The sequence below is a fragment of the Streptomyces sp. NPDC006798 genome, assembly GCF_040635975.1.
In the GTDB taxonomy this organism is placed as follows: domain Bacteria; phylum Actinomycetota; class Actinomycetes; order Streptomycetales; family Streptomycetaceae; genus Streptomyces.
Genome location: NZ_JBEYIS010000020.1, coordinates 39,843 through 62,468 on the forward strand (window position 1 = coordinate 39,843; position 22,626 = coordinate 62,468).

At 72.6% G+C, this 22,626-nt stretch carries 18 protein-coding genes; 9 read left to right on the forward strand and 9 right to left on the reverse strand.

Annotation, left to right across the window (positions count from 1 at the left end; translation table 11 throughout):
- Window positions 1–51: 51 nt before the first annotated feature.
- Complete coding sequence (locus ABZ714_RS15960) at window positions 52–987, forward strand: VCBS repeat-containing protein (RefSeq protein ID WP_358825812.1); 936 nt, start codon at window positions 52–54, stop codon at window positions 985–987.
- A gap of 353 nt (window positions 988–1,340) precedes the next feature.
- On the forward strand, window positions 1,341–2,492 hold the full coding sequence (locus ABZ714_RS15965; protein ID WP_358825813.1) for an acyltransferase: 1,152 nt from the start codon (window positions 1,341–1,343) through the stop codon (window positions 2,490–2,492).
- A gap of 76 nt (window positions 2,493–2,568) precedes the next feature.
- Here ABZ714_RS15965 and ABZ714_RS15970 read toward each other — a convergent pair whose 3' ends face one another.
- Window positions 2,569–5,484: an FG-GAP-like repeat-containing protein gene (locus ABZ714_RS15970; RefSeq protein WP_358825814.1), complete on the reverse strand. Its 2,916-nt coding sequence runs from the start codon at window positions 5,482–5,484 to the stop codon at window positions 2,569–2,571.
- Window positions 5,485–5,634: 150 nt separating this feature from the next.
- The gene (locus ABZ714_RS15975; RefSeq protein WP_358825890.1) at window positions 5,635–6,030 is read right to left on the reverse strand and encodes a MerR family transcriptional regulator; all 396 of its coding nucleotides are present in this window, start codon (window positions 6,028–6,030) and stop codon (window positions 5,635–5,637) included.
- A gap of 71 nt (window positions 6,031–6,101) precedes the next feature.
- Here ABZ714_RS15975 and ABZ714_RS15980 point away from each other — a divergent pair, with 71 nt between their 5' ends.
- Together ABZ714_RS15980 and ABZ714_RS15985 are read left to right on the forward strand one after the other, a co-directional pair.
- On the forward strand, window positions 6,102–7,061 hold the full coding sequence (locus ABZ714_RS15980; RefSeq protein WP_358825815.1) for an NAD(P)-binding domain-containing protein: 960 nt from the start codon (window positions 6,102–6,104) through the stop codon (window positions 7,059–7,061).
- A 153-nt stretch (window positions 7,062–7,214) separates the two neighbouring features.
- The gene (locus ABZ714_RS15985; RefSeq protein ID WP_358825816.1) at window positions 7,215–8,081 is read left to right on the forward strand and encodes an SDR family oxidoreductase; all 867 of its coding nucleotides are present in this window, start codon (window positions 7,215–7,217) and stop codon (window positions 8,079–8,081) included.
- 332 nt (window positions 8,082–8,413) lie between these two features.
- Here ABZ714_RS15985 and hutI read toward each other — a convergent pair whose 3' ends face one another.
- From hutI to hutU, 4 genes are read right to left on the reverse strand one after another with little or no spacing between them, the layout of a single operon-like run.
- The gene (gene hutI / locus ABZ714_RS15990; RefSeq protein WP_358825817.1) at window positions 8,414–9,601 is read right to left on the reverse strand and encodes an imidazolonepropionase; all 1,188 of its coding nucleotides are present in this window, start codon (window positions 9,599–9,601) and stop codon (window positions 8,414–8,416) included.
- A 49-nt stretch (window positions 9,602–9,650) separates the two neighbouring features.
- Window positions 9,651–11,066 (reverse strand): formimidoylglutamate deiminase, encoded by a 1,416-nt coding sequence (locus ABZ714_RS15995; RefSeq protein WP_358825818.1) that lies wholly within the window; start codon window positions 11,064–11,066, stop codon window positions 9,651–9,653.
- Window positions 11,051–12,247 (reverse strand): allantoate amidohydrolase, encoded by a 1,197-nt coding sequence (locus ABZ714_RS16000; RefSeq protein WP_358825891.1) that lies wholly within the window; start codon window positions 12,245–12,247, stop codon window positions 11,051–11,053. The genes ABZ714_RS15995 and ABZ714_RS16000 overlap by 16 nt, the downstream gene beginning before the upstream one ends.
- A gap of 26 nt (window positions 12,248–12,273) precedes the next feature.
- Complete coding sequence (gene hutU / locus ABZ714_RS16005) at window positions 12,274–14,001, reverse strand: urocanate hydratase (protein ID WP_358825819.1); 1,728 nt, start codon at window positions 13,999–14,001, stop codon at window positions 12,274–12,276.
- A gap of 176 nt (window positions 14,002–14,177) precedes the next feature.
- On the opposite strand from hutU, the gene ABZ714_RS16010 reads away from it, so the two are divergent.
- The 3 genes from ABZ714_RS16010 to ABZ714_RS16020 all read left to right on the forward strand — a co-directional run bounded on the left by ABZ714_RS16010 (window position 14,178) and on the right by ABZ714_RS16020 (window position 16,538).
- Window positions 14,178–15,713 (forward strand): diaminopimelate decarboxylase, encoded by a 1,536-nt coding sequence (locus ABZ714_RS16010; protein ID WP_358825820.1) that lies wholly within the window; start codon window positions 14,178–14,180, stop codon window positions 15,711–15,713.
- 170 nt (window positions 15,714–15,883) lie between these two features.
- On the forward strand, window positions 15,884–16,285 hold the full coding sequence (locus ABZ714_RS16015) for a roadblock/LC7 domain-containing protein (protein ID WP_358825821.1): 402 nt from the start codon (window positions 15,884–15,886) through the stop codon (window positions 16,283–16,285).
- 43 nt (window positions 16,286–16,328) lie between these two features.
- A complete protein-coding gene (locus ABZ714_RS16020) occupies window positions 16,329–16,538 on the forward strand; it encodes a hypothetical protein (RefSeq protein ID WP_358825822.1) in 210 nt (69 codons plus the stop codon).
- A gap of 466 nt (window positions 16,539–17,004) precedes the next feature.
- On the opposite strand, the gene ABZ714_RS16025 is transcribed toward ABZ714_RS16020, so the two are convergent.
- Window positions 17,005–17,565 carry a hypothetical protein gene (locus ABZ714_RS16025; RefSeq protein WP_358825892.1) on the reverse strand — a complete coding sequence of 187 codons (561 nt, stop codon included), beginning with the start codon at window positions 17,563–17,565 and terminating at the stop codon, window positions 17,005–17,007.
- A 119-nt stretch (window positions 17,566–17,684) separates the two neighbouring features.
- A complete protein-coding gene (locus tag ABZ714_RS16030; RefSeq protein WP_358825823.1) occupies window positions 17,685–18,521 on the reverse strand; it encodes a MurR/RpiR family transcriptional regulator in 837 nt (278 codons plus the stop codon).
- A 216-nt stretch (window positions 18,522–18,737) separates the two neighbouring features.
- Between ABZ714_RS16030 and ABZ714_RS16035 the strand changes: the two genes are divergently transcribed.
- Window positions 18,738–19,169, forward strand: a complete 432-nt coding sequence (locus ABZ714_RS16035; protein WP_358825824.1) for a hypothetical protein — start codon at window positions 18,738–18,740, stop codon at window positions 19,167–19,169.
- 592 nt (window positions 19,170–19,761) lie between these two features.
- Here ABZ714_RS16035 and ABZ714_RS16040 read toward each other — a convergent pair.
- Entirely contained in the window at window positions 19,762–21,162 is a 1,401-nt protein-coding gene (locus ABZ714_RS16040; RefSeq protein WP_358825825.1) for a cystathionine beta-synthase, read from the reverse strand.
- A 272-nt stretch (window positions 21,163–21,434) separates the two neighbouring features.
- On the opposite strand from ABZ714_RS16040, the gene ABZ714_RS16045 reads away from it, so the two are divergent.
- Window positions 21,435–22,520, forward strand: a complete 1,086-nt coding sequence (locus ABZ714_RS16045) for an SGNH/GDSL hydrolase family protein (RefSeq protein WP_358825826.1) — start codon at window positions 21,435–21,437, stop codon at window positions 22,518–22,520.
- The last annotated feature ends 106 nt before the right edge of the window (window positions 22,521–22,626 follow it).

Sequence of the window (22,626 nt, forward strand, 5' to 3'; positions counted from 1 at the left end):
GGGGTGCGGCTCCTCGCGTCATATCCCTCTTCACTCACGGAAGTGGCCTCCATGGCAGCATCGATCAACCGCGGGGGCGCGCTCTCCCGTGTCACCGTCGCCGCCCTCACCGCCGCCCTCGTCGCCACCGGCACGAGCGCCGTCGCGGCCGGCGACTCCGGAGCCCCGTCCGCCCCGGCGGGCGACGTCATGTCCGCCGAGCGGGCCCAGCTCGCGAAGCAGCAGCGGGTGGGCGCCCGCAGTACCGCGAAGACGGCCGCGACGGCCGAGTACCGCTGGCTGCGCGGCATATCCGGCGGAAACCTCTATCTGTACGAGCCCGACGGCCGCGGCGGCTACGGCCCCCGGTTCCACCTCGCCACCGGCGCCGAGACCGTCACCAACGCCGCCCAGGCCGACAACGACGGCGACGGCGAAGCCGAGGCTCTCTGGCTCTGGCTCGACGACGGCACCCTCAGCTACGGCACCGCGACCACCTCCCTCACGGTCGGCGGCGGCTGGCAGATCTACGACAAGGCCATCTCCCCCGGCAACCTCGGCGGCGCGGCGTCCGCCGATCTGCTCGCCCGGGACAAGTCGGGCAACCTGTGGCTGTATCTGGGCTACGCCAACGGCAAGGTCGCCCCGCGCGCCAAGATCGGCACCGGCTGGAACATCTACAGCCAGATCGCGGGCGTCGGCGACCTCACGGGCGACGGCAGGGCCGACATCGTCACCGCCGACAAGTCCGGCGTGCTGTGGATCCACCCCGGCAGCGGCGACTACAAGAAGCCCTTCAAGCCCCGGGTCAGGATCGGCGGCGGCTGGAACACCTTCAACGCCCTCGTCGGCGTCGGCGACCTCGACCGGGACGGCAAGAGCGACATCATCGCCCGCGACAAGGCGGGCGCGCTCTTCCGCTACTCCGGTACGGGCGTCACCAACGCCCCCTTCAAGCCGATGGCCAAGATCGGCACCGGCTGGAACACGTACCGCCTGATGTACTGACGCGCGCGGATTCGTCCCGGACGTCGTACGAGAAGCCGCTTTCCCCGCCGGGAGGGCGGCTTCCGGCATTTCCGGGGCCGTCTCGCCGCTCGGGCGGCAAAGGAAATGATCTTTCCGGCCGCCATATGAATGATCACGCGATAAGCACAACTGTAGGGCGGGGGTGAGGGTCCAACCCAGTACTCGCCCGCAGCGGCCGGTCACACCGGAATGATCCGCCGAAGCTCGGGCAGTCGACCCCCGTCGGTGGCCGGTTCACCGTCGGGGCAAGGGGTTCCCGTGTCCGGACGCGGGGCCCGGATTCCTTGTTGACCGAGTCCCTGCGTACCCGCGGAGAAGTACGAGTGCGACTAATGCCTACATTTACTGAATCGCCACATCGTGTACCCCATGAACCTCTTCCTTCACCGTCCGGTGGGGCGGATGGTCATCCGGGTCGTCCGACGGCGCACCCGGACCCGGCGTCTCCGGCGGGCGGGAAGCGGCGGGGCGAGCGGCTGTACGTCCTCGACGGGCTGCGGATCGGGGCCGCGCTCATGGTCGTGCTGTATCACTACACCGCGCGCGGCGGCAGTTGGCAGCAGCCGGTGAAGGACGTCTTCCCGGAGCTCTACCGGTTCACCGCCTACGGCTATCTCGGGGTCCAGATCTTCTTTGTGATCAGCGGCTTCGTGATCTGTATGAGCGCGTGGGGGCGTCCGGTGAAGAGCTTCTTCGTCTCCCGGGTGGTCCGGCTCTATCCCGCCTACTGGTTCGCGGTGATCGCGACCACGGTCACCCTGATGGTGATCCCGGGCGGGCGGCGGCGGCTGCCGGGGAACGACGTACTGGTGAATCTGACCATGCTCCAGCAGCCGCTGCACGTCCGCCATGTCGACACCGTCTACTGGACCCTCTTCACCGAGCTGCGGTTCTATCTGCTCTTTCTGATCGTCGCCTGGTTCGGGCTGACCTACCGGCGGGTGATCCTCTTCTGCTGTGTCTGGGGCGCGGCGACCCTGCTGGTGGCCGAGGCCCCGCACGGGCCGCTGCGACTGCTGCTGATCCCCGAGTACAGCTGGTTCTTCATCGCGGGTATGGCGTTCTATCTGATGTACAGATTCCAGCCGAATCTGCTGCTCTTCGGCATCGTGGGGGTGTCGTTCCTGGCGTCGCTCGGGCCCACCGTCGACGAGTTCCAGCGGCTGTCGTTCCTCGCGGTGAAGTCGGTCTGGCCGGTGACGGCCGTCATGGGCGTCTCCTTCGGTCTGATGGCGCTGGTCGCCACCCGGAAACTCTCCTGGATCAAGTGGCGCTGGCTGCCGGTCGCGGGCGCGCTCACCTATCCGCTGTATCTGCTGCACCAGGTGATCGGCTGGGAGCTGATCCACTTCTTCGGGCGGCGGGGCGTGGACCCCTGGCTGCTGGTGGGGTCGATCACGGCCGCGATGCTGGTGGTCTCGTATCTGGTGTTCCGGTTCGTGGAGACCCCGGTCAGCCGGGCACTGAAGCGACGGCTGGCGTAGCCGGGTCGGGCCGGAAAGCGGACCGCCGTACCGTCCCGGGCGGGGACGGTACGGCGGCCGGAGCGGGGCGGGGGCGTCAGACGCGGACGTCCGCCTTGGTCCAGTTGGACGAGCCCGTGGCCACCCGGCCGAGGTTCGTCCACTGGTTGTTGAGGTCGTTGCGGTACGCGTCCACCGAGCCGTTCGTCCCCAGGACGAGGTAGTCGGCGCGGCCGTCACCGTCGTAGTCGGCGAACCGGACGTCACCCTTCATCCAGTTCGGCGAACCGTTGGCGATCTGCCCGAGATTCGTCCACTGGTTGTTCAGGTCGTTCCGGTACGCCGTCACCGCGCCGTTCGTCCCCAGGACCAGGTAGTCCGCCCGGCCGTCACCGGTGACATCGGCGAACCGGACGTCGCCCTTGGTCCAGTTCACCGAGCCGTTGGCGACCTGGCCCAGGTTGGTCCACTGGTTGTTGAGGTCGTTCCGGTACACGGTCGTCGCGCCGGTCGGGCCGAGGACGAGGTAGTCGGCGTCGCCGTCACCGTCGTGGTCGGCGAACCGGATATCGCTCTTCGTCCAGTTGGCGGAGCCGTTGGCGATCTGCCCGAGGTTCGTCCACTGGTTGTTCAGGTCGTTCCGGTACGCCGTCACCGCGCCGTTCGCGCCCAGGACCAGGTAGTCGACCCGGCCGTCACCGGTGACATCGGCGAACCGGACGTCGTCCTTCGTCCAGTTCGGCGAACCGTTGGCGACCTGGCCCAGGTTGGTCCAGCCGCCGGCCGGGTTGTTGCGGTGGACGGTCAGGGCCCCGTTGGGGCCGAGGACCAGGTAGTCGGTCCGGCCGTCGCCGTCGTAGTCGACGTCGTAGTCGCCCTGCGCGTCGCCGCCCAGCGGCGGGCCGGGGGTGACCGTCACATGCGGCGTGAGCCAGTCCTTGGCGACCGTGGCGGCCAGGGACTTCGCGAAGGCGTCGGCCATCTTCTGGTAGCCGGAGTCCTTGGGGTGGAGCCCGTCGTCGAGGTCGGCCGCCGTGATGGCGCTGAAGTCGACCTGCTCCACCTTGCGGGCGTTGGCGCGCTCGGCGGCGACGATCCCCGGGATGGCCGCGTTGTACGCGTCGACCAGGGGCTGCTTGCCGGGGCGGCTGTTGGGCACGATCGGGGCGAGCAGGACGATGGTCTCCGGGGAGACGGTGGTGATCCGGTTGACCAGCCGGGCCAGCCGGGCCGGGGCGTCCTGGACGGCGGCCTCACGGTTGATGTCGTTGCTGCCGATGTGCAGGGTGATCACATTGGGCTTGGCCGCCACCAGCCAGTTGTCGATGTTCTCCAGGATGCCGTCGATCATCCAGCCGGAGTGGCCCTCGTGCTGTGAGTCGGCGTGGTTTCCGTTCTGCTGGGAGCCGACGAAGTCCAGCTCCGTGGCGTGGGGCGCGAGCTGGTCGCGGAGGATCTTGCGGTAGCCCTCGCACTTCTCGCGTCCCGCCGCGCAGGTGCTCGCGCCGACGCCGAGGGTGATCGAGTCCCCGAGCGGCATCACGGCGAGCCGGGGCGCCTTCCAGGTCGGGGTGCCTCCGTTGCCGGGCGTGTCGCCGTGGTAGGTGAAGTCCTGGAACTCGTTGACGGCGGCCATGGGGTTGCCGTCCCGGTACTGGTCGACGGCGAAGAAGTTGGGCTTCTTACGGGCCGCGGGCATACAGAAGCGGCCCGCCCGGTTCGCCAGCTTGGCGTTGTCGTTGGCGGCGGTCGGCGCGCTGGGGTACTTCCGGAAGTGGTTCATCACGAACAGCCGCCGGAACTTCTCCTCCTCCTGGACCAGCGGAATGTTGCCCCACCGGGTGTAGCAGGACCAGTCGGCGTCGAAGCCGGGCAGGCCCATCTCCCAGTAGTTCTCCACCGTCCACGACGACTGGAGGGCGACACCGTAGTCCTGGCGGCTGTCGGCCTTGCTGGAGAAGATCACCAGCCGCTTGCCGGCGTTCGCCATGGCGCCGACCGTCGGCCAGCCGTTCTGCCGGACGCCCTGGGCCGCCGGGTCGAAGATCAGGTTGTTCAGGCCCGGGACGGCGTCGAGGTCCTTCTTCAGGTTCGCGGGCGAGGACTCGTCCTGGAGGAAGATGGTGACGATCTCCCGCGAGTTCCGCGGCTCGTTCATCCATTCGACGATGTCGCGGAGGATCGGCTCGGTCACCCGGTTGGTGTCCAGACAGCTGCCGTGGCAGAGCCGGGTGTTGCCGTGGATGTTGTTGTCGTAGACGTCGAGCATCAGGCCCCGGACGTCCTGGTTCAGCTGCGTCCGGATCGAGTGGGGCTGGGCCGGGATCCCCGGTGCCGACAGGTCCTCGTCGTTCCAGAACGAGTTGTGCGTGGTCAGATAGGTCATCTGGTCGTACGTCCGGGCCTCGTTCGGCACGTGCCTGATGTCCTGGCGCGTCGGGTCGATCGGGGTGACGTACCAGGCGTACTCGTCGTTCGGAGTGGCCGGGACCGGCATCAGGTTCGCCCGGCCGCCCACCGCGGAGGAGTGGAGCATCCGCTCCCGGTTCTCGTGCTGATCCCAGTTCAGCAGCCGGAACCGCTCACCGCCGAGGCTCTGGAAGGTGAACTCCGTGAGGTCACCGCAGGCCCGCATCTCCGTCATGGCCATATCGATATAGGGCGCCTTGGCGAAGCACTGTCCGCCCCGGGTGATCCAGTACTTGCCGCTGGGCCGCTTCTCCAGCCGGACCTGCTGGTGGTCCTCGTTGCCCTTGGGGTTGGTCACCATGCCCGGGGAGCCGTTGGCCTTGACCATCCCCCCGTTGGCCACATTGGTCAGATAGACCTCGGTGGCCGTATGCGGTTCCGCGGGCGCGGCCTGCGCGCTCGGCGCGGCGGCCAGGAGCCCGCCCGCCGTGAGCAGTCCGGCCGCCATCACTCCGGCCAGGGCCTGGGCGAGTACCCGGTGGAACGTCCGGCGCGGCCCTGCGGCCGGCCGCAGGCCCGTACTCCGCGAGAGTCCCGGTCTCATAGATCACCTCTTAATGGGACATGACAATGCGTCAACCGGCCATGCCGGTCCGCAACTTGGCGCGGAGATAGAGGGGCGGACAGACGGTTGCGTTCCACTTGTGGGGAAAATGTCGGAACCCGGGACACCCGAAAGGTGGGCGGGGGCGGGTCAGCCGTCCGCCGCGAGACAGATCTCCGCGCCCGTGGCGTCCACCCCGGGGGCGGCCGCGACCAGCGCGTCCAGCGCCGTACGGGCCGCCAGCAGATCCGCCATCGCCCGGTCGATCCGTTCCCGTTCGCGTTCGAGTCCGGGCACCAGCCCGGAGCAGGCGGGTATCAGGCTCTCCCCGTCGGCGACGGTGCACGGCAGGAGTTCGGCGATGGTCCGGGTGTTGAGCCCGGCCGCCAGCAGCATCCTGATCCGGCGCACCGTGTCCGTGTCGTCCTCGGCGTACTCCCGGTATCCGCCGGTGCCGCGATGGGGCCACAACAGGCCCTGCTGTTCGTAGTAGCGCAGCATCCGCTGGCTCGTCCCGGTCCGCCGGGCGAACTCCCCGATCCGTATCCCCATGTGTCCGGTCACCGTCCGCGATCGCGTTTGACTCTCACACCGGTGTCAGACTTTAGCCTCCGGGCATGACAACGAACCGGCCGACCGGCCCCACCACCCCCACGCCCGCATCCGCCCTCGCACCCGCCCCCGTCGCCGTCGTCGGGCTCGGCCCGATGGGTGTCGTACTCGCCGAGACATATCTGCGCGCCGGGCATCCCCTGACCGTCTGGAACCGGACCGCCGCCCGCGCCGACGACCTGGTCGCCCGGGGCGCCCGCCGGGCCGGTTCGGTGTCCGACGCGGTCGCCGCCGCCGAGGTGGTCGTCGTCTGTACCAAGGACTACGAGTCGCTGTACGAGGCCTTCGGCGACATCGAGGTCCCCGAAGTCCCCGGCCGGGCCCGCCCGCTGGTCGTCAATCTCAACTCCGGCACCCCCGAGGAGGCGCGTACCGCCGCTTCCTGGGCCGCCGACCGGGAGTTCGGCTATCTCGACGGCGCGATCATGGTGCCGCCGCCGATGGTCGGCTCCCCCGGCGCGGTCTTCCTCTACAGCGGCCCCCGCGAGCACTTCGACTCCGCCCGGCCGGTACTGGAGCCCCTGGGCGACCCCCGCTATCTCGGCCCGGACACCGGGCTCGCCGTCCTCTACAACACCGCCCTGCTGGAAATGATGTACGCCAACATGAACGGCTGGCTGCACGCCGCCGCGCTGGTCGGCTCGGCGGGCGTACCGGCGGCCGACTTCGCGGAGCTGGCCCTCGGCTGGTTCGCCCCGGCCGTCCTGGCACCCGAGGGCCTGCGGGCCGGCGCGGGCGATCTGGACCGCGCGGAGTACCCCGGCGAGCTGGGCACCCTGCGAATGAACCTCAACGCGCTCGACCACATCGTCCGGACCAGCCGCGAGGTGGGTGTCCCCGACGACCAGCCCCGGCTGATGCGGGAGATCGCCGAACGGGCCGTCGCGGCCGGGTACGGGGACCTGAACTATCTGGCGGTCTTCGAAACCTTCCGGACGGCGGCCGGGAGCGGCGCGGCCCGCTGAGCCGGGGCGCCCGCCGGAACGGCCGGGGTCCCCCGGACGGCGGAACAGGACGCCGGACCGCGGGCCCCGGACTGCGGGCGCGCGGCCGGTCGCGGACACTGGGCGGGTACGCGTACACATGCCGTACGAGGCCCCGCCGGAAGGATCCGTGCCATGAATACCGTCATCGCCGTCACGGGCGCCTCCGGACAGCTCGGCGGGCGGGTCGCCCGGCGGCTCGCCGGGCGGGGCACCGGCGTCCGGCTGCTGGGACGGGACCCGGAACGGCTGCCCGAACTGGCCGGGGGCGCGAAGGCCCGGATCGCGTCGTACGGCGACGAGGACGGCATGCGCCGGGCGTGCGCCGGGGCCCGGACGCTCTTCCTGGTCTCCGGACACGAGGACCCGGGCCGGGTCCGGGAACACCAGATCGCGATCGACTCGGCGGTGGCGGCCGGGGTGGACCGGGTCGTCTACGTGTCGTTCCTGGGCGCGGGGCCCGAGTCGACGTTCACCTTCGCCCGCGACCACTGGTACACCGAGGAGTACATCCGGGCGTCGCCACTGCGGTACACCTTTCTGCGCGACAGCTTCTACCAGTCGGCGATCGCCGGGATGGCGGGCGCCGACGGGGTGATCCGGGGCCCGGCCGGGGCGGGCCGGGTCTCCGCCGTCGCCCATGACGACGTGGCGGACGCGGCGGTCGCCGTCCTGCTCGGCGAGGGCCACGACAGCGCCGTCTACGACCTGACGGGCCCGTCGGCGATCACCCTCGCCGAAGCCGCCGAAGAGCTGTCCCGGTTCGCGGGCCGGACCGTCGCCTACGTCCCCGAGAGCCGGGCGGAGGCGTACGAGTCCCGCGCCTCGTTCGGGGCGCCGGAGTGGGCGGTGACGGGCTGGGTGACGTCGTACGAGGCGATCGCGGCGGGTGAACTGGCGCCGGTCTCGGACGCGGTGCCGCGCCTGACGGGCCGCCCGGCGCGCTCCTTCCCGGACTTCCTCCGTGAGCACCCGGAGGCGTACGCGCACCTCCGCGCCTGAGCCGCGCGGCCCGCCAGGGTCCCGAGCCCGGGAGGCCCCGAGCCCTCCGGGGCCATCGCCCCGACTACCCGGGCCGCGCCCTGCGCCCAAGCGCTGTCGGCGGTCCGCGGACCGCCTGTGGCCGTTCGCGCAGTTCCCCGCGCCCCTAAATGCTCTCCCCAGCACCGGCCCTGAAAAGGACCCCGCCCCCGGTATGAGGAGCAGCCTCTTACCAAGGGCGGCGAGAAGGGCAACCAGGGGCGCGGAGAACTGCGCGACAAGCCACCCACCGGCGCGCGGGTGAAACACCTCCGGAGGGGGCACTACCCCCGCCCGGAGGGCGTCAGGCGGGGTCACCCCGCCTGGGTGCCGGCGCGCCAGACCTGGTGGACGAGGGGGACTCCCGGGCGGTACGCCAGGTGGACCGGGCTCGGGGCGTCCAGGAGGGCCACGTCCGCGCGCGCGCCGGGCGCGAGGCGGCCGATGTCGGTGCGCCGGAGGGCCGCCGCGCCGCCCGCCGTCGCCGACCAGACCGCCTCGTCGGGGGTCATTCCCATGTCGCGGACCGCCAGGGCGATACAGAACGGCATGGACGAGGTGAACGACGACCCCGGGTTGCAGTCGGTGGAGAGGGCGACCGTGGCGCCCGCGTCGAGCAGTCGCCGGGCGTCGGGCCACCGGGCCCGGGTGGAGAACTCGGCTCCCGGGAGGAGGGTGGCGACGGTCGTGGCCCGGGCGTCGGCGAGGGCGGCGACGTCGGCGTCGGAGAGGTGGGTGCAGTGGTCGGCGCTGGCGGCGCCCAGTTCGACGGCGAGCCGGACGCCGGGTCCGGGACCGAGTTGGTTGGCGTGGACGCGCGGTACCAGGCCGCGGGCCGCCCCCGCGGTGAGGACGGCCCGCGCCTGGTCGCCGTCGAAGGCGCCCCGTTCGCAGAAGACGTCGACCCAGCGGGCGTGCGGCGCGCAGGCGTCGAGCATGGGGCCGGTGACCAGGTCGACGTAGCCGGCCGGGTCGTCGGCGTATTCGGGGGCGACGACATGGGCGCCGAGGTAGGTGACCTCGTCGGTGTGCCGGGCGGCGATCCGCAGGGCGCGGGCCTCGTCCTCGACGGTGAGTCCGTAGCCGGACTTGGTTTCGAAGGTGGTGGTGCCCTGGCGGAGGGCTTCGGCGAGATAGCGGGTGACGTTGGCGTCGAGTTCGTCGTCGGTCGCGGCCCGGGTGGCGGCGACGGTGGTGCGGATGCCGCCCGCCTCGTAGCGGCGGCCGGACATCCGGGCGTTGAACTCGGCGGTCCGGTCGCCCGCGAAGACGAGATGGGAGTGGGAGTCGACGAAGCCGGGGATCGCGGCGCGGCCTCCGGCGTCGTACCGCCGGTCGGCGTCGGGCGCGTCGGCCGCCGGGCCCGCCCAGACGATCCGGCCGTCGGCCGCGTCGACGACGAGGGCGGCGTCGTGGAGCAGCCCGAGGGGGGTGGAGTCGTCGCCGAGGCCGGGGGTGTTGGTGACGAGGACGCCGATATCGGTGATGAGGGTGGTGGTCATGCCAGGGGCTCCTTGCCGGTGGGGCGGCGTACGGGGCTGCGTACGGGGGTCACGACCGCACCGCCGCGATCGCCCGGACCAGTTCCGCCGCCGGGTCCGGTACGGAGCGGTGGACTCCGCCCGCGACGACGGTCCGGCCGCCGACGATCACGTCCCGGACGTCGGCCGCCGTCCCGGCGAAGACCACGGCCTCCGCCGCGAGCCGGGGTACCGGGCCCGCGGTGCGGACGGTGTCGAGGGCGACGGTGGTGAGGTCGGCGGGCGCGCCGGGTTCGATCCGGCCCGCGTCGGGGCGGCCGAGGGCGGCGTGGCCGTCCTCGGTGGCGGCGCGCAGCAGGGCGGCGGCGGTCCAGTGGCCCCGGGTCCTGGTCCTGAGCCGTTCGTTCAGCTCCATCGCGCGGGCCTCTTCGAGGATGTCGATCACGGCGTGGCTGTCGGTGCCGAGGCTGAGGGGACTGCCCGCGCGGCCCAGGTCGGCGGCGCGGCCGATGCCGTCGGCGAGGTCGCGTTCGGTGGTGGGGCACATGCAGACCCCGGCTCCGGCCGAGCCGAGGATCCGGATGTCGTCGTCGGTGAGGTGGGTGGCGTGGACGGCGGTGGTGGTGGGTTTCCAGAAGCCGTGCCGGTCGAGGAGGCGGGTGGGGGTGACGCCGTGGAGGGCGAGGCACGCCTCGTTCTCGGCGGGCTGTTCGGAGAGGTGGACATGGACGGGGACGCCGTCGGTGCGCCGTACGAAGTCCGCGTATCCGTCGGCTTCGGCGAAGGCGCGGACGGAGTGCACGGCGGCCCCGATCCGCACCCCGGCGTGGTCGTCGTCCCGTTCCCGCAGCCGGGTCCACCGCTCGTACCAGGCGTCGGCGGTGCCGTCGCCGAACCGGATCTGGGGGCCCGTCAGCGGGGTGTGGCCCCCGGCGGTGAGGCCGCCGTGCAGATAGACGGTGTCGAGGAGGGTGATCCGTACGCCCGCGTCCCGCGCGGCCTCGATCAGGGCGAGGCCCATGGCGTTGGGGTCGGCGTAGGGGCGGCCGTCGGGCGCGTGGTGGAGGTAGTGGAACTCGCCGACGGCGGTGATGCCCGCGAGCGCCATCTCGGCGTAGACCGCGCGGGCGAGGGTGTAGTACGTCTCCGGGGTGAGCCGGGCGGCGATTCCGTACATCACCTCGCGCCAGGTCCAGAAGGTGCCGGAGCCGACCTGGACGGTGCCGCGCAGGGCCCGGTGGAAGGCGTGGGAGTGGGTGTCGGCGAGGCCGGGGACGGTGAGTCCGCGCAGTTCGCGGGCGCCGGGGGGCGGGACGGGGACGCCGGTGCGGACGGTGGAGATCCGGCCGTCGGCGGTGACGCCGAGGGCGACGCCCGGTTCCGTCCGGTCGCCCAGCCAGGCGTGTTCGGCCCAGAGGACCCGCTCGTCCGGGGCCGGGCCCGTACGGCTGCCGCCCGCAGCGCCGTTGGTCACCGGGTCGCGCATGCCAGCCCCTCCACGATGTCCGCCAGGGCCAGGACGCCCGCGACGCAGTCGTCCTCGGCCGCCGATTCGGCCGGGGAGTGGGAGACCCCGGTCGGGTTGCGGACGAAGAGCATCGCGGTCGGTACGGCCCCGGAGAGGATGCCCGCGTCATGGCCCGCCCCGGTGCCGAGTACGGGTACGGAGCCGCCGAGCAGCCGGTCGAGTTCGTCGCGCAGGGCGTGCCCGAACTCGACGACGGGGGTGAACGACTCCCGTACCACCGTGACGCCGACCCCGTCGCGGGCCGCCCGTTCCCGGGCCGCCGTCTCGATCGCGGCGACCACCGCGTCCAGGGTCTCGGGGTCGGCGGCGCGGGAGTCGAGCCAGCCCCGGACCAGGGACGGGATGGCGTTGACGCCGTTGGGTTCGACGGCGACCTTGCCGAAGGTGGCGACGGCGCCCGCGGCCTCGGCGGCCCGGCGGGCGGCGAGCACGGTCTCCGCGTAGCCCAGCATCGGGTCGCGGCGGTCGGCGATCCTGGTGGTGCCCGCGTGGTTGGCCTCGCCGGTGAAGTCGAACCGCCAGCGGCCGTGCGGCCAGATCGCGGAGGCGAGGCCGACCCGGTCGCCGCTGAGGTCGAGGGCCCGGCCCTGCTCGATGTGGAGTTCGACGTACGCGCCGATCCGGGCGAGCCGCCCGGGGTCGGGCCCGATGGCGGCCGGGTCGTGTCCGGCCCGTTCCATGGCCTCGGGGAGGGTGATGCCGTCGGCGTCGGTGAGGGCGTACGCGGCCTCCCGGGTGAGCTGTCCGGCGGCGAGCCGGGAGCCGACGCAGGCGAGCCCGAACCGGGCGCCCTCCTCGTCGCCGAAGTTGACGACGGCGAAGGGCCGGGTGAACTCGGCGCCCCGGCGGCGGATCTCGTCGAGCGCCGCGAAGGCGGAGACGACACCGAGGGGGCCGTCGTAGGCGCCGCCGTCGGGGACGGAGTCGAGATGGGAGCCGGTGACGACGGCGTCCCCGGCGGCCGGGTCGCCGAGCCAGGCCCACTGGTTGCCGTTGCGGTCGGTCTCGTAGGCGAGGCCGCGCGTCTCGGCCTGGGCCCGGAACCAGGCGCGGCAGTCGGTGTCGGCGCCGGTCCAGGCGTGGCGCCGGTAGCCGCCGCCGGCCGGGTCGCGGCCGATGGGGGCCAGCTCCCGCCACATGGTGTGGAAGGAGGGGGCGGTGGCGTTCACGCTTCGGCCTCCCCCGAGCCGGAACCGGATTCGTGTGTGGGGACGGGGCCGGGCTCCTCGCGCATCGGGATCCGTACCCCCTGCGCCTCGGCGACCGCCTCCGCGCTCTCGTATCCGGCGTCGACATGGCGGATGACGCCCATGCCCGGGTCGTTGGTGAGCACCCGGCGGACCTTCTCGCCCGCGAGCGGGGTGCCGTCCGCGACGGTGACCTGTCCGGCGTGGATGGAGCGGCCCATGCCGACGCCGCCGCCGTGGTGGAGGGAGACCCAGGAGGCGCCGGAGGCCACATTGACCATGGCGTTGAGCAGCGGCCAGTCGGCGATGGCGTCGGAGCCGTCGAGCATGGCCTCGGTCTCGCGGTACGGGGAGGCCACCGAGCCGCAGTCGAGGTGGTCGCGGCCGATGGCGAGCGGCGCGGCCAGTTCCCCGCTCGCGACCATGTCGTTGAAGCGCTCTCCGGCGCGGTCCCGTTCGCCGTAGCCGAGCCAGCAGATCCGGGCGGGCAGGCCCTGGAAGTGGACGCGTTCGCCCGCGAGCCGGATCCAGCGGGCCAGGGACTCGTTCTCGGGGAAGAGTTCCAGCATCGCCCGGTCGGTTCTGGCGATGTCGGCGGGGTCGCCGGAGAGGGCGGCCCAGCGGAAGGGGCCCTTGCCCTCGCAGAACAGGGGCCGGATGTAGGCGGGTACGAAGCCGGGGAAGGCGAAGGCCCGCTCGTAGCCCGCGAGTTTCGCCTCGCCCCGGATGGAGTTGCCGTAGTCGAAGACCTCGGCGCCCGCGTCCATGAAGCCGACCATGGCCTCCACGTGCCGGGCCATGGACTCCCGGGCCCGGGTGGTGAACCCGGCCGGGTCCTTGGCGGCGGCGGTGGCCATATCGGCGAAGTCGACACCGGTGGGGAGATAGGCGAGCGGGTCGTGGGCGGAGGTCTGGTCGGTGACGATGTCGATCGGCGCGCCCTCGGCGAGCAGCCTCGGCAGTATCTCGGCGGCGTTGCCGAGCAGTCCGATGGAGAGGGGGCGGCGGGCGTCCCGGGCCTCGACGGCGAGCCGCAGGGCGTGTTCGACGGAGTCGGCCCGGACGTCGAGATAGCGGTGCTCGATCCGGCGTTCCACGGCCCGGGGGTCGCAGTCGACACAGATCGCGACGCCGTCGTTCATGGTGACGGCGAGCGGCTGGGCGCCGCCCATGCCGCCGAGTCCGGCGGTCAGGGTGATGGTTCCGGCGAGGCTGCCGCCGAACCGTTTGGCGGCGACGGCGGCGAAGGTCTCGTAGGTGCCCTGGAGGATGCCCTGGGTGCCGATGTAGATCCAGGATCCGGCGGTCATCTGGCCGTACATGGTGAGTCCGAGGGCTTCGAGCCTGCGGAACTCCTCCCAGGTGGCCCAGTCGCCGACCAGATTGGAGTTGGCGATCAGGACCCGCGGCGCCCATTCGTGGGTCTGCATCACGCCGACCGGGCGGCCGGACTGGACCAGCATGGTCTCGTCGGCCTTGAGGGTGGTCAGGGTGCGGACCATGGCGTCGAAGGAGCGCCAGTCGCGGGCGGCCTTGCCGGTGCCGCCGTAGACGACGAGCCGGTCGGGGTGTTCGGCGACCTCGGGGTCGAGGTTGTTCTGGAGCATCCGCAGGGCGGCCTCCTGCTGCCAGCCGAGGGCGGTCAGCTCCGTACCGCGCGGGGCGCGCACGGGGCGGGGCCCGGCTCCGGGTGCGGCTCCTGGCATGGTGTGCCCTCCTCGTTACGGCGTTCTCGGCGTTCTCGGCGTTCTCAGCGTCCTCGGCGGCCGTCCGAGCGCAGGCGCGCGACCACCCGCCGACTCGAACTATTCACATCCTGATCTCATGAATAGGACTAGTCAACACTCGCGCCGGGACGGCACCGGATGGTTGGCTGGGCCATATGACTCTCGAAGGACGGGACGGGCAGCCGGGTCACGACGGACGTGACGGACGGGACGTACGGGATGTGCGAGACGGGTCCGGCGGCCCGCATACGCCGGACGGGCCCGGGGCGACCGGGCCGGAGGTGACCGGGCCCGGTTCGGACACCACCGCTTCGCCCGCCACGTCACCCGCCGTGTCGCCCGCCGCGCTCGACCGGGCCCGCCGCCGGGACGCCGCCGTCCGTGCCGCCGTCGAACAAGGGCTGCTCACCGAGGAGGAGCCGGTCGTCGCCCTGCTCGACACGGCCGGGATCCGGGCCTCGGCCGCCGCCCTCCACACCGCCTTCGCGGCCGTCACCGACGCGCCCGTACTGCACGCCTTCGCCGTGAAGGCCGCGCCGCTCGTCCCCGTACTGGCCCTGCTGAACGCCGCCGGTGTGGGCGCCGAGGTGGCCAGCCCCGGCGAGCTGGCCCTGGCCCGGGCCGCCGGAATACCGGCCGGCCGGATCGTGCTGGACTCCCCCGCGAAGACCCCCGGCGAACTGCGCGAGGCGCTGAGACTGGGGATCGCGGTCAATGCCGACAACCCGGCCGAAGTGGCCAGGCTGGACGCCCTGCTGGCGGCCGGACCCACCGCCTCCCCGCTCGGCCTGAGGGTGAACGCGCAGGTCGGCGGAGGCGCGATCAGCGCGCTCTCGACGGCGACCGCCACCTCCAAATTCGGCTTCGCGCTCCGCGACGAGGGCGCGCGGGCGGCACTGGTCCGGCTCTGTCTGGACCGGCCGTGGCTGACCCGGCTGCACACCCACTCGGGTTCGCAGGGCGTACCGCCCGAGCGGATGGCCGAGGGTGTACGGGAGGTCTGGGAACTGGCCGAGGAGATCAACGCGGCGGCCGGACGGCGGCAGATCGACACCGTCGACATCGGCGGCGGACTGCCGGTGAACTTCGGCTCGGACGAGGAGACGCCGACGTACGAGGAGTACGCGCGACTGCTGAAGGAGCGGGTCCCCGGGCTGCTGGACGGACGGTACGGCCTGGTCACCGAGTTCGGCCGGTCCCTGCTGGCCAAGCACGGCCTGATCCTCACCCGGGTCGAGTACGCGAAGGTGTCCGGCGGCCGGCCGATCGCCCTCACCCACGCCGGGGTCCAGGTGGCGACCAGGACTGTGTACGACCCGGAGTCCTGGCCGCTGCGGATCGCGGCGTACGACGCGGCGGGGCGGCCGAAGCGGGGCGCCCCGGTGGTCCAGGACGTGGCGGGACCCGCGTGTTTCGCGGGCGATCTGCTGGCGCGGGCACGGCCGTTGCCGCCGCTGGCCGAGGGCGATGTGGTCGCGGCGCTGGACACGGGCGCGTACTACTTCTCCAACCACTTCGGCTACAACAGCCTGCCCAGGCCCGCGATCCACGGCTTCCGGACGGCACCGGCCGGCACCGGATCCGGCGACGGGCCGGAGGTGTCGTTCTCCACCGTCCGGGCAGCACAGACGGTGGCGGAGATCGTCGCGGAGTCCGGCGGCGACCGGGCGGACGCGCTGCTGGAGCCGTGATCCGCCGCCGCCCGGCTCCCCGGGGGCGCGCACTGTACCGGGCCGGTGGCATGTTCCGCCGGAAAATGCCAGTAACTCCTTCCGCATGCCGCCACGTTGCGTAGCCTGCTCGTCACCGCCGTACGACCGGGCCGTGACGCGCGGACCCGCGCGCGGGGAGGAGGCAAGTGGTGGCGGCCGAGGAGAACGTACTCGCCGAACTCAAGCGCCTGAGAATGCGGATGCCGCAGCTGACCGGCGTCCTCGCGGCAGGCACCAACGGACTGGTGCTCGGCGCCGACGCCGGCAACCCGGAGGGCGTGGCGGCACTGACCGCCGTCGCCCTCGGGGTCTGCGTCCGGCTCTCGGAGGCGGGCGGCCAGGGCCGCTTCCAGGAGTTGCTCGTCCGGGGCGAACGGGGGTACGTCGCCGCCTACGCGGCGGGCTCCCAGGCCGTACTGACCCTGCTCGCGGGCCCCCGGGTCAATATCGACCGGCTCCACCTGGAGGCCCGCCGCTCGGGCGCCCGGATCGGCGACCTCGTCGACGGCCCCGCCGCCCGCCTCCGCCCGCACCCCGGCGCCGGGGCCTGAACGCCCGCACCACCGAGTACCACCCCCGAGGAGAGCCTCCGCGATGACGACCGGTGAAGACCTCAACGGCCACTCGGCCGACTGGGTCGACCCCCGCTACGCCGAACTGGCGGCCCATGTCGACCGGGAGGTCGTACTCGCCTTCCGCTGCCGAACCCGGATGCCGTGCGCCCAGTGCGGCGCGCTGGGAGTCCGCATCCTCCTCCCGGAGGGCGCCGCGTCCCCCCTCTCGATCCCCTGCCTCGCCTGCTGACCCCCGGGCGGGGCCTTCCTGATTCCGGAGGCCCCGCACGCTTCCGTATCCGCCGCCCGCAGCACCGTCGTGGCTTGTCGCGCAGTTCCGCCCCCTATGCCTTCGGCAATGGGGGGACCCCCAGCACCTTGGCCCTCCAGGTGAGGCCCACGCCGTCCGCCCAGCCGGGCAACGGTTGTCGGGCGACCGCACGCCGACGTGGGCCGTTCGCGCAGTTCCCCGCGCCCCTAAATGCTCTCCCCAGCACCAGCCATGAAAAGGACCCCGCCCTCGGTAAAAGGGGCAGCCTCTTTCCCACCCGCCCCTCCGCAAGGGCGGTGCCCGGGAGGGCATTTAGGGGCTCGGGGAACTGCGAGACAAGCCACAGGCGGGCCACAGGCCGCCGACGACATCAGGGCGCAGGGAGCGGGCCGGCTCAAAAGCGGGGCGGCCGGTCATGGGAGACGCGGCGGGCCCGGACCGGAGGTCAGCGGCGGCGGGCGCCGCCCGGAGCCGCGTCGCCCGCCGCGATGCCCGTCGTACGGAATCCCTTGACGGGCTTGCCGACGGCACCCGCACCGACCCAGTCCATACGGAGCCACAGCAGTTGCTCCGTATCGCGCTCCCGGCGGCCGATCCAGAGCGCCTTCGCCCAGAGCCCGGCTCCCACCCCTGCCAGCGCCAGACCTATCGCGCCGGGCAGCGCGAAGGAGCTGACGACAGCCGCGACGAAGGCGCCGCCCAGCCACCAGCGCAGGGCCTTGCGGCGCAGCCGCAGCGTCACGGCCCGGTCCTGGAGCACATCGCCGCGCCCGGCCCGGGTCGCGGCGTCCGCGAAGTGGGTGTAGCGGCGGCGGCGTACGACGGAGGTGACGGCGAGCGCCACGATGAACAGGGCCGCTCCGGTGAGCAGTCCGATCCGGCGGCCGGTCAGCCCCGGCACCATGGCGCCCACGGCGGCGCCCAGGAGTCCGAGCCACCACAGGGGGGCCGCGCCCGCCCGTACCACCACCGCCACTCTCGCCAGCGAATGCGCCCCGCGCCCCACGCCCCGCTCCTTCCGCACCACAGTCACCGATATCGTCCCCGTCCCGGGCAGGTTAGCGGCGTTTTCTGAGCGGCGTCTGAGAACGGCACCACCTGTGGACAACGGCCGTCGGGCCACCGCTACTCGGCGAACAGCCCCCGGGCCGCCGCCCTGGCGTCGAACTCCTCCAGCCGGGACTGCGCGTCCGGCAGTTCGTCGCACATCGCCTCCAGCAGGACCCGGCCCAGCAGCATCGGCGCGCACGCGGTGTCGAAGGAGAGCCCGGTGCCCACTGCGGCCGGGATCAGCAGGTCGCTGGCGGCGGCGACGGGCGCGAAGGCCGAGTCGGCGACGGTGATCACGGTCAGTCCGGCCTCCCTGGCCCAGCCGAGGGCCTCGATCACCTCGCGGGGGTGCCGGGGCAGGGCGAAGCAGAGCAGGGCGGTGGCGCCGGAGTGCCGGGCGTCGTCGATCCGGTCGGCGAGCAGGGTGCCGCCCTCGTCGAGGAGGCGGACATCGGGGTGGACCTTGCCCGCGAAGTAGGCGAAGCCGCGTGCCTGCGCGGCGGCGGCCCGCAGCCCGAGCACGGGCAGCGGCCGGGAGGCGGCGAGCAGCCGGGCCGCGCGGATCAGCGGCGCGGGGTCGGCGAGAAGTTCGCCGAGCCGCCGCAGATTCTCGATCTCGGCCCCGACGGCCTGCTGGTACTCGTTGAGGTCGTCCCCGGGGGGTACGTCACCGGGCGGTACGACTTCCCGCAGATGGCGGCGGAGCGCCGGATAGCCGTCGAAGCCGAGGGCGACGGCGAACCGGGTGACGGAGGGCTGGCTGACCCCGGCGACCTGGGCCAGCTCGACACTCGACAGAAACGGCACATCGGCGGCGCGGCGCACCATGCTGTGCGCGATCCGCCGCTGGGTGGGGGTGAGCCGGTGCCCCTCGAAGAGCTGTTGCAGCCGCGCGGCGGGGCTGTCCGTCATGCCTGGTCCTCCTGCTGCCGCTCGGGCGCCACCCCCGGGCGCGAGCGGTCGGCGCCGGGACTCCACCAGCTTATTCAGCCGCCCGGGACTCTGCATGACTATATGCAGACTGTCCCGTTCCGGCCGGGCGCCGGGGCGACCCCGGGGGTTCCCGTAGGGGAAGTCCGGGGGGTATCCCCACTGACGCGGCGTGTTCCGGCCCGTAGCGTTGTCGGTATGGAAGCCCGCGACCCTGAGCTGAGAAAAGAACTCGACGCGACCCTGCACGCGCGCCGCGAACTGGGTGAGGAGTACGAGTCCGCACTCGTCGACTCCTTCCTGGAGAAGGTCGAGCAGCGCGTGGACGGCACGGTCGACCGTCGGGTCCGCCGTCAGCTGGCCGAGCAGCAGATGGTGGTCGCCCGGGGGGCCCGACCCGCTCAGCCGGAGGACTCGAACTTCGGCGAGCGGTTCGGGTTCGGGATCCTCTCGATGATCCTGGCCGTGCCGCTGACCGCGATCGGCGTGGTCAACGCCGGTTTCAAGGGCCTGGTGGTGACCTGGCTCGGCATCGTCGGGGTGAATTTCGTGCATTCGGTCCGGGGCCAGGGCTTCTTCGCCCGCGTCCGGAGCCGTAAGCCGGAGCAGGGCTCCGACTGGGAGGCGTGAGGGCCCGGTCCGGGCCGGGTGAAAGCCGGGGCCGGGCCGGGTGAGCGCCGGTCCGGCCCCGCGTCCGGCCGGCCCCGCCCCTTCCTGGCCGTCCGGGACATTCGGGATGTTCGGGGTGTCCGGGACATTCGATGCTTCCGGGCCGCGCGTTGGTGAGCCGCGCGGCCCGGAACCCCGTTGCGCAGAGGCCCGGTGGGCCGGTGGGCCGTACGGGCTCCTGCCGCAGGGCAGCCGGGGAAGACGCGGGGACCGCCACCTCCGGACCGCCGGTCCGGAGACGGGACGTCGGCGGTCCCCGCGTGGGACGCGTACGGCCCGGTCCGTCACCGGCCGTTCACCGCCGCGTCCTGGCGCCTTCGGGTCCGGGAGCCGCTCCGGAGGATCCAAGACGCCGGCTGGGTGTCGGCGGGACCGTGCCCCTGGCCGGGGCCCCGCCGACACCTCTACTCTCCCCGCACCGTGTTAAGCCGGTGCTGCGGCTGTGTGAAACCCGCGTTCCGTCGCTGTGAACCACTCCGGGGTACGTGTCGCGGGCGCGGGCGACCGGTCACCGGGCGCGACCTCCCCAGCGCCCCGCCCCGCCCGCGCGGGGCTACTTCGCGCCCGACGCCAGGAACGACAGCAGGTCCTGGCGGCTGACGACGCCCGTGGGCTTCCCCTCCACCAGGACGATCGCCGCGTCCGCCGCGCGCGCGGTGTCGCCGAGTACCGCCATCAGATCGGCGACCGGCTCGCCCGAGCCGACCTGCGGCAGGGGTGCGCTCATGTGCTTGTCCAGCGGGTCGCCGAGGGTGGCGCGCCCGGTGTAGAGCGCGCCGAGCAGCTCCCGCTCGACCACGGAGCCGATGACTTCGGCGGCCATCACATCGGGGTGGCCCGCGCCCGGCTTGACGATCGGCATCTGGGAGACGCCGTACTCCCGGAGGACCTCGATCGCCTCGCCGACGGTCTCCTCCGGGTGCATATGGACCAGGCCGGGGATCTTCCCGCCTTCCTTGTGCCGGAGTACGTCGCCGACGGAGGCGGCGGGCCCCGCCTCCTCCAGGAAGCCGTAGTCGGCCATCCACTCGTCGTTGAAGATCTTGGAAAGGTAGCCGCGTCCGCTGTCCGGCAGCAGGACGACCACGACGTCGTCGGGGCCGAGTCCTTCGGCGACCCGCAGCGCCGCCACGACGGCCATCCCGCAGGAGCCGCCGACCAGCAGCCCCTCCTCCTTGGCGAGGCGGCGGGTCATCTGGAAGGAGTCCTTGTCCGAGACGGCGACGATCTCGTCCGTCACGGAGGCGTCGTACGCGGTCGGCCAGAAGTCCTCGCCGACGCCCTCGACCAGGTAGGGACGGCCGGAGCCGCCGCTGTAGACGGAGCCCTCGGGGTCGGCGCCGACGATCCGCACCCCGCCGTCGCTGATCTCCTTGAGGTAGCGGCCGGTACCGGAGATCGTGCCGCCGGTGCCCACACCCGCCACGAAATGGGTGATCTTCCCGTCGGTCTGCTCCCACAGTTCGGGACCGGTGGTCTCGTAGTGCGAACGGGGGTTGTTCGGGTTGGAGTACTGGTCGGGCTTCCAGGCGCCCGGGGTCTCCCGGACCAGCCGGTCGGAGACGTTGTAGTACGAGTCCGGGTGCTCGGGGTCGACGGCCGTGGGGCAGACGACGACCTCGGCACCGTAGGCCCGCAGCACGTTGATCTTGTCGGTCGACACCTTGTCCGGGCAGACGAAGATGCACTTGTAGCCCTTGCGCTGGGCCACGATCGCCAGTCCGACCCCGGTATTGCCGCTGGTCGGCTCCACGATCGTGCCCCCGGGGAGCAGCGCGCCGCTCTCCTCCGCCGCCTCGATCATGCGCACGGCGATCCGGTCCTTCACCGAGCCGCCGGGGTTGAAGTACTCGACCTTGGCCAGGACGGTGGCCTGGATCCCCTCGGTCACATTGTTCAGCTTCACCAATGGGGTATTGCCGACCAGGCTGATCATCGAGTCATAAAAGCGCACAATTGTTCTCCGGGATCTCCGTCTGAAAGGTGCCGGTTCCGATGGTCTCGGTCCTGCTGCTGCGGTGGTGAGGCGGGGCCTCGATGGTTGCGAGGGTCGCACGGAAGGTGCGAGAGGTATGAGAGGTGCGAAAGATGCGAGAGGTACGGGAGGGGGCCGGGCGGTGCCGGAGGGTGCGGTAAAGCGTATGCGCACCGACCTGTGATTGGGCGATACCGGTTACCGGGCAGTTAGGTCTTGACGACAGGAGGTGGGCGGTGTCGGGAGCGAGAGTGGCACGGCGCATCGCCGCGGGCGCGGCCTACGGCGGTGGCGGCATCGGCCTGGCCGGGGTGGCCGCCCTGGGACTGGTGCTGGCGGAGGTCCAGCTGGCGAAGCGGTCCGTCGGTGGCGGGATCGCGCCCCTGCCGCCGCGCGGCGACGGACTGTACGGGCTGGCGTTCGGCCGGTCGGGGCCGCTGTTCCTGGGTGTCCTCGGGGACTCCACGGCCGCCGGCCAGGGGGTGCGCCGGGCCGGGCAGACCCCGGCCGCGCTGCTCGCCTCCGGCCTCGCGGCGGTCGCCGAGCGCCCGGTGGACGTGGTCAATGTCGCCCTTTCGGGTGCGCGCTCCGACGATCTGGACCGCCAGGTGACCCTGCTGCTGTCGGACACCTCCCGGCTGCCCGACGTCTGCGTGATCATGATCGGGGCGAATGACGTCACCCACCGGATGCCGCCCACCGAGTCCGTCCGCCAGCTGGCGGCGGCGGTCCGCCGACTGCGTACGGCCGGGGCGGAGGTCGTCGTCGGCACCTGCCCCGACCTGGGCACGATCGAGCCGGTCTACCAGCCGCTGCGCTGGCTGGCCCGCCGGGTCTCGCGCCAGCTCGCGGCGGCGCAGACGATCGTCACGGTCGAGCAGGGCGGCCGGACGGTCTCCCTAGGCGATCTGCTGGGCCCGGAGTTCGCCGCGAACCCCCGCGAGATGTTCTCGGTCGACAACTACCACCCGTCGGCGGAGGGGTACGCGACCGCCGCGATGGCCATGCTCCCCACGGTCTGCGCGGCGCTCGGCCTCTGGCCGGAGCCGGACCGGCCGGACGCGGCCCGGGACGAGACCGTACTCCCGGTCGCCCAGGCGGCGGCCACCGCGGCGCGCGAGGCGGGTACCGAGGTCACCCCGTCCCGGGCCCCCTGGGCACTGCTCAAACACCGGCGGCGGCGCCGGCTCCCGGAGGACTCGGATCCGGTGGAGGAAGGGGAGGAACGGGAGTCCGGTGCGGCCGACGATCCCGGGCGGCACAAGGGCGGGGGCGCCTCCGACGGCCGGGAGCGGGAGCGGCCGCACCGGATCCGGTTCCGGGCGAGCCGGGGCTGATCGGGACCGCGAACCGTAGGGACCCTACGGGGGGTACGGGCTCCCGCGCCCGTACGGGGCCGCGTACGGGCGCCCCGCCGGATCCCCGCCGGATCCCCGCCGCATC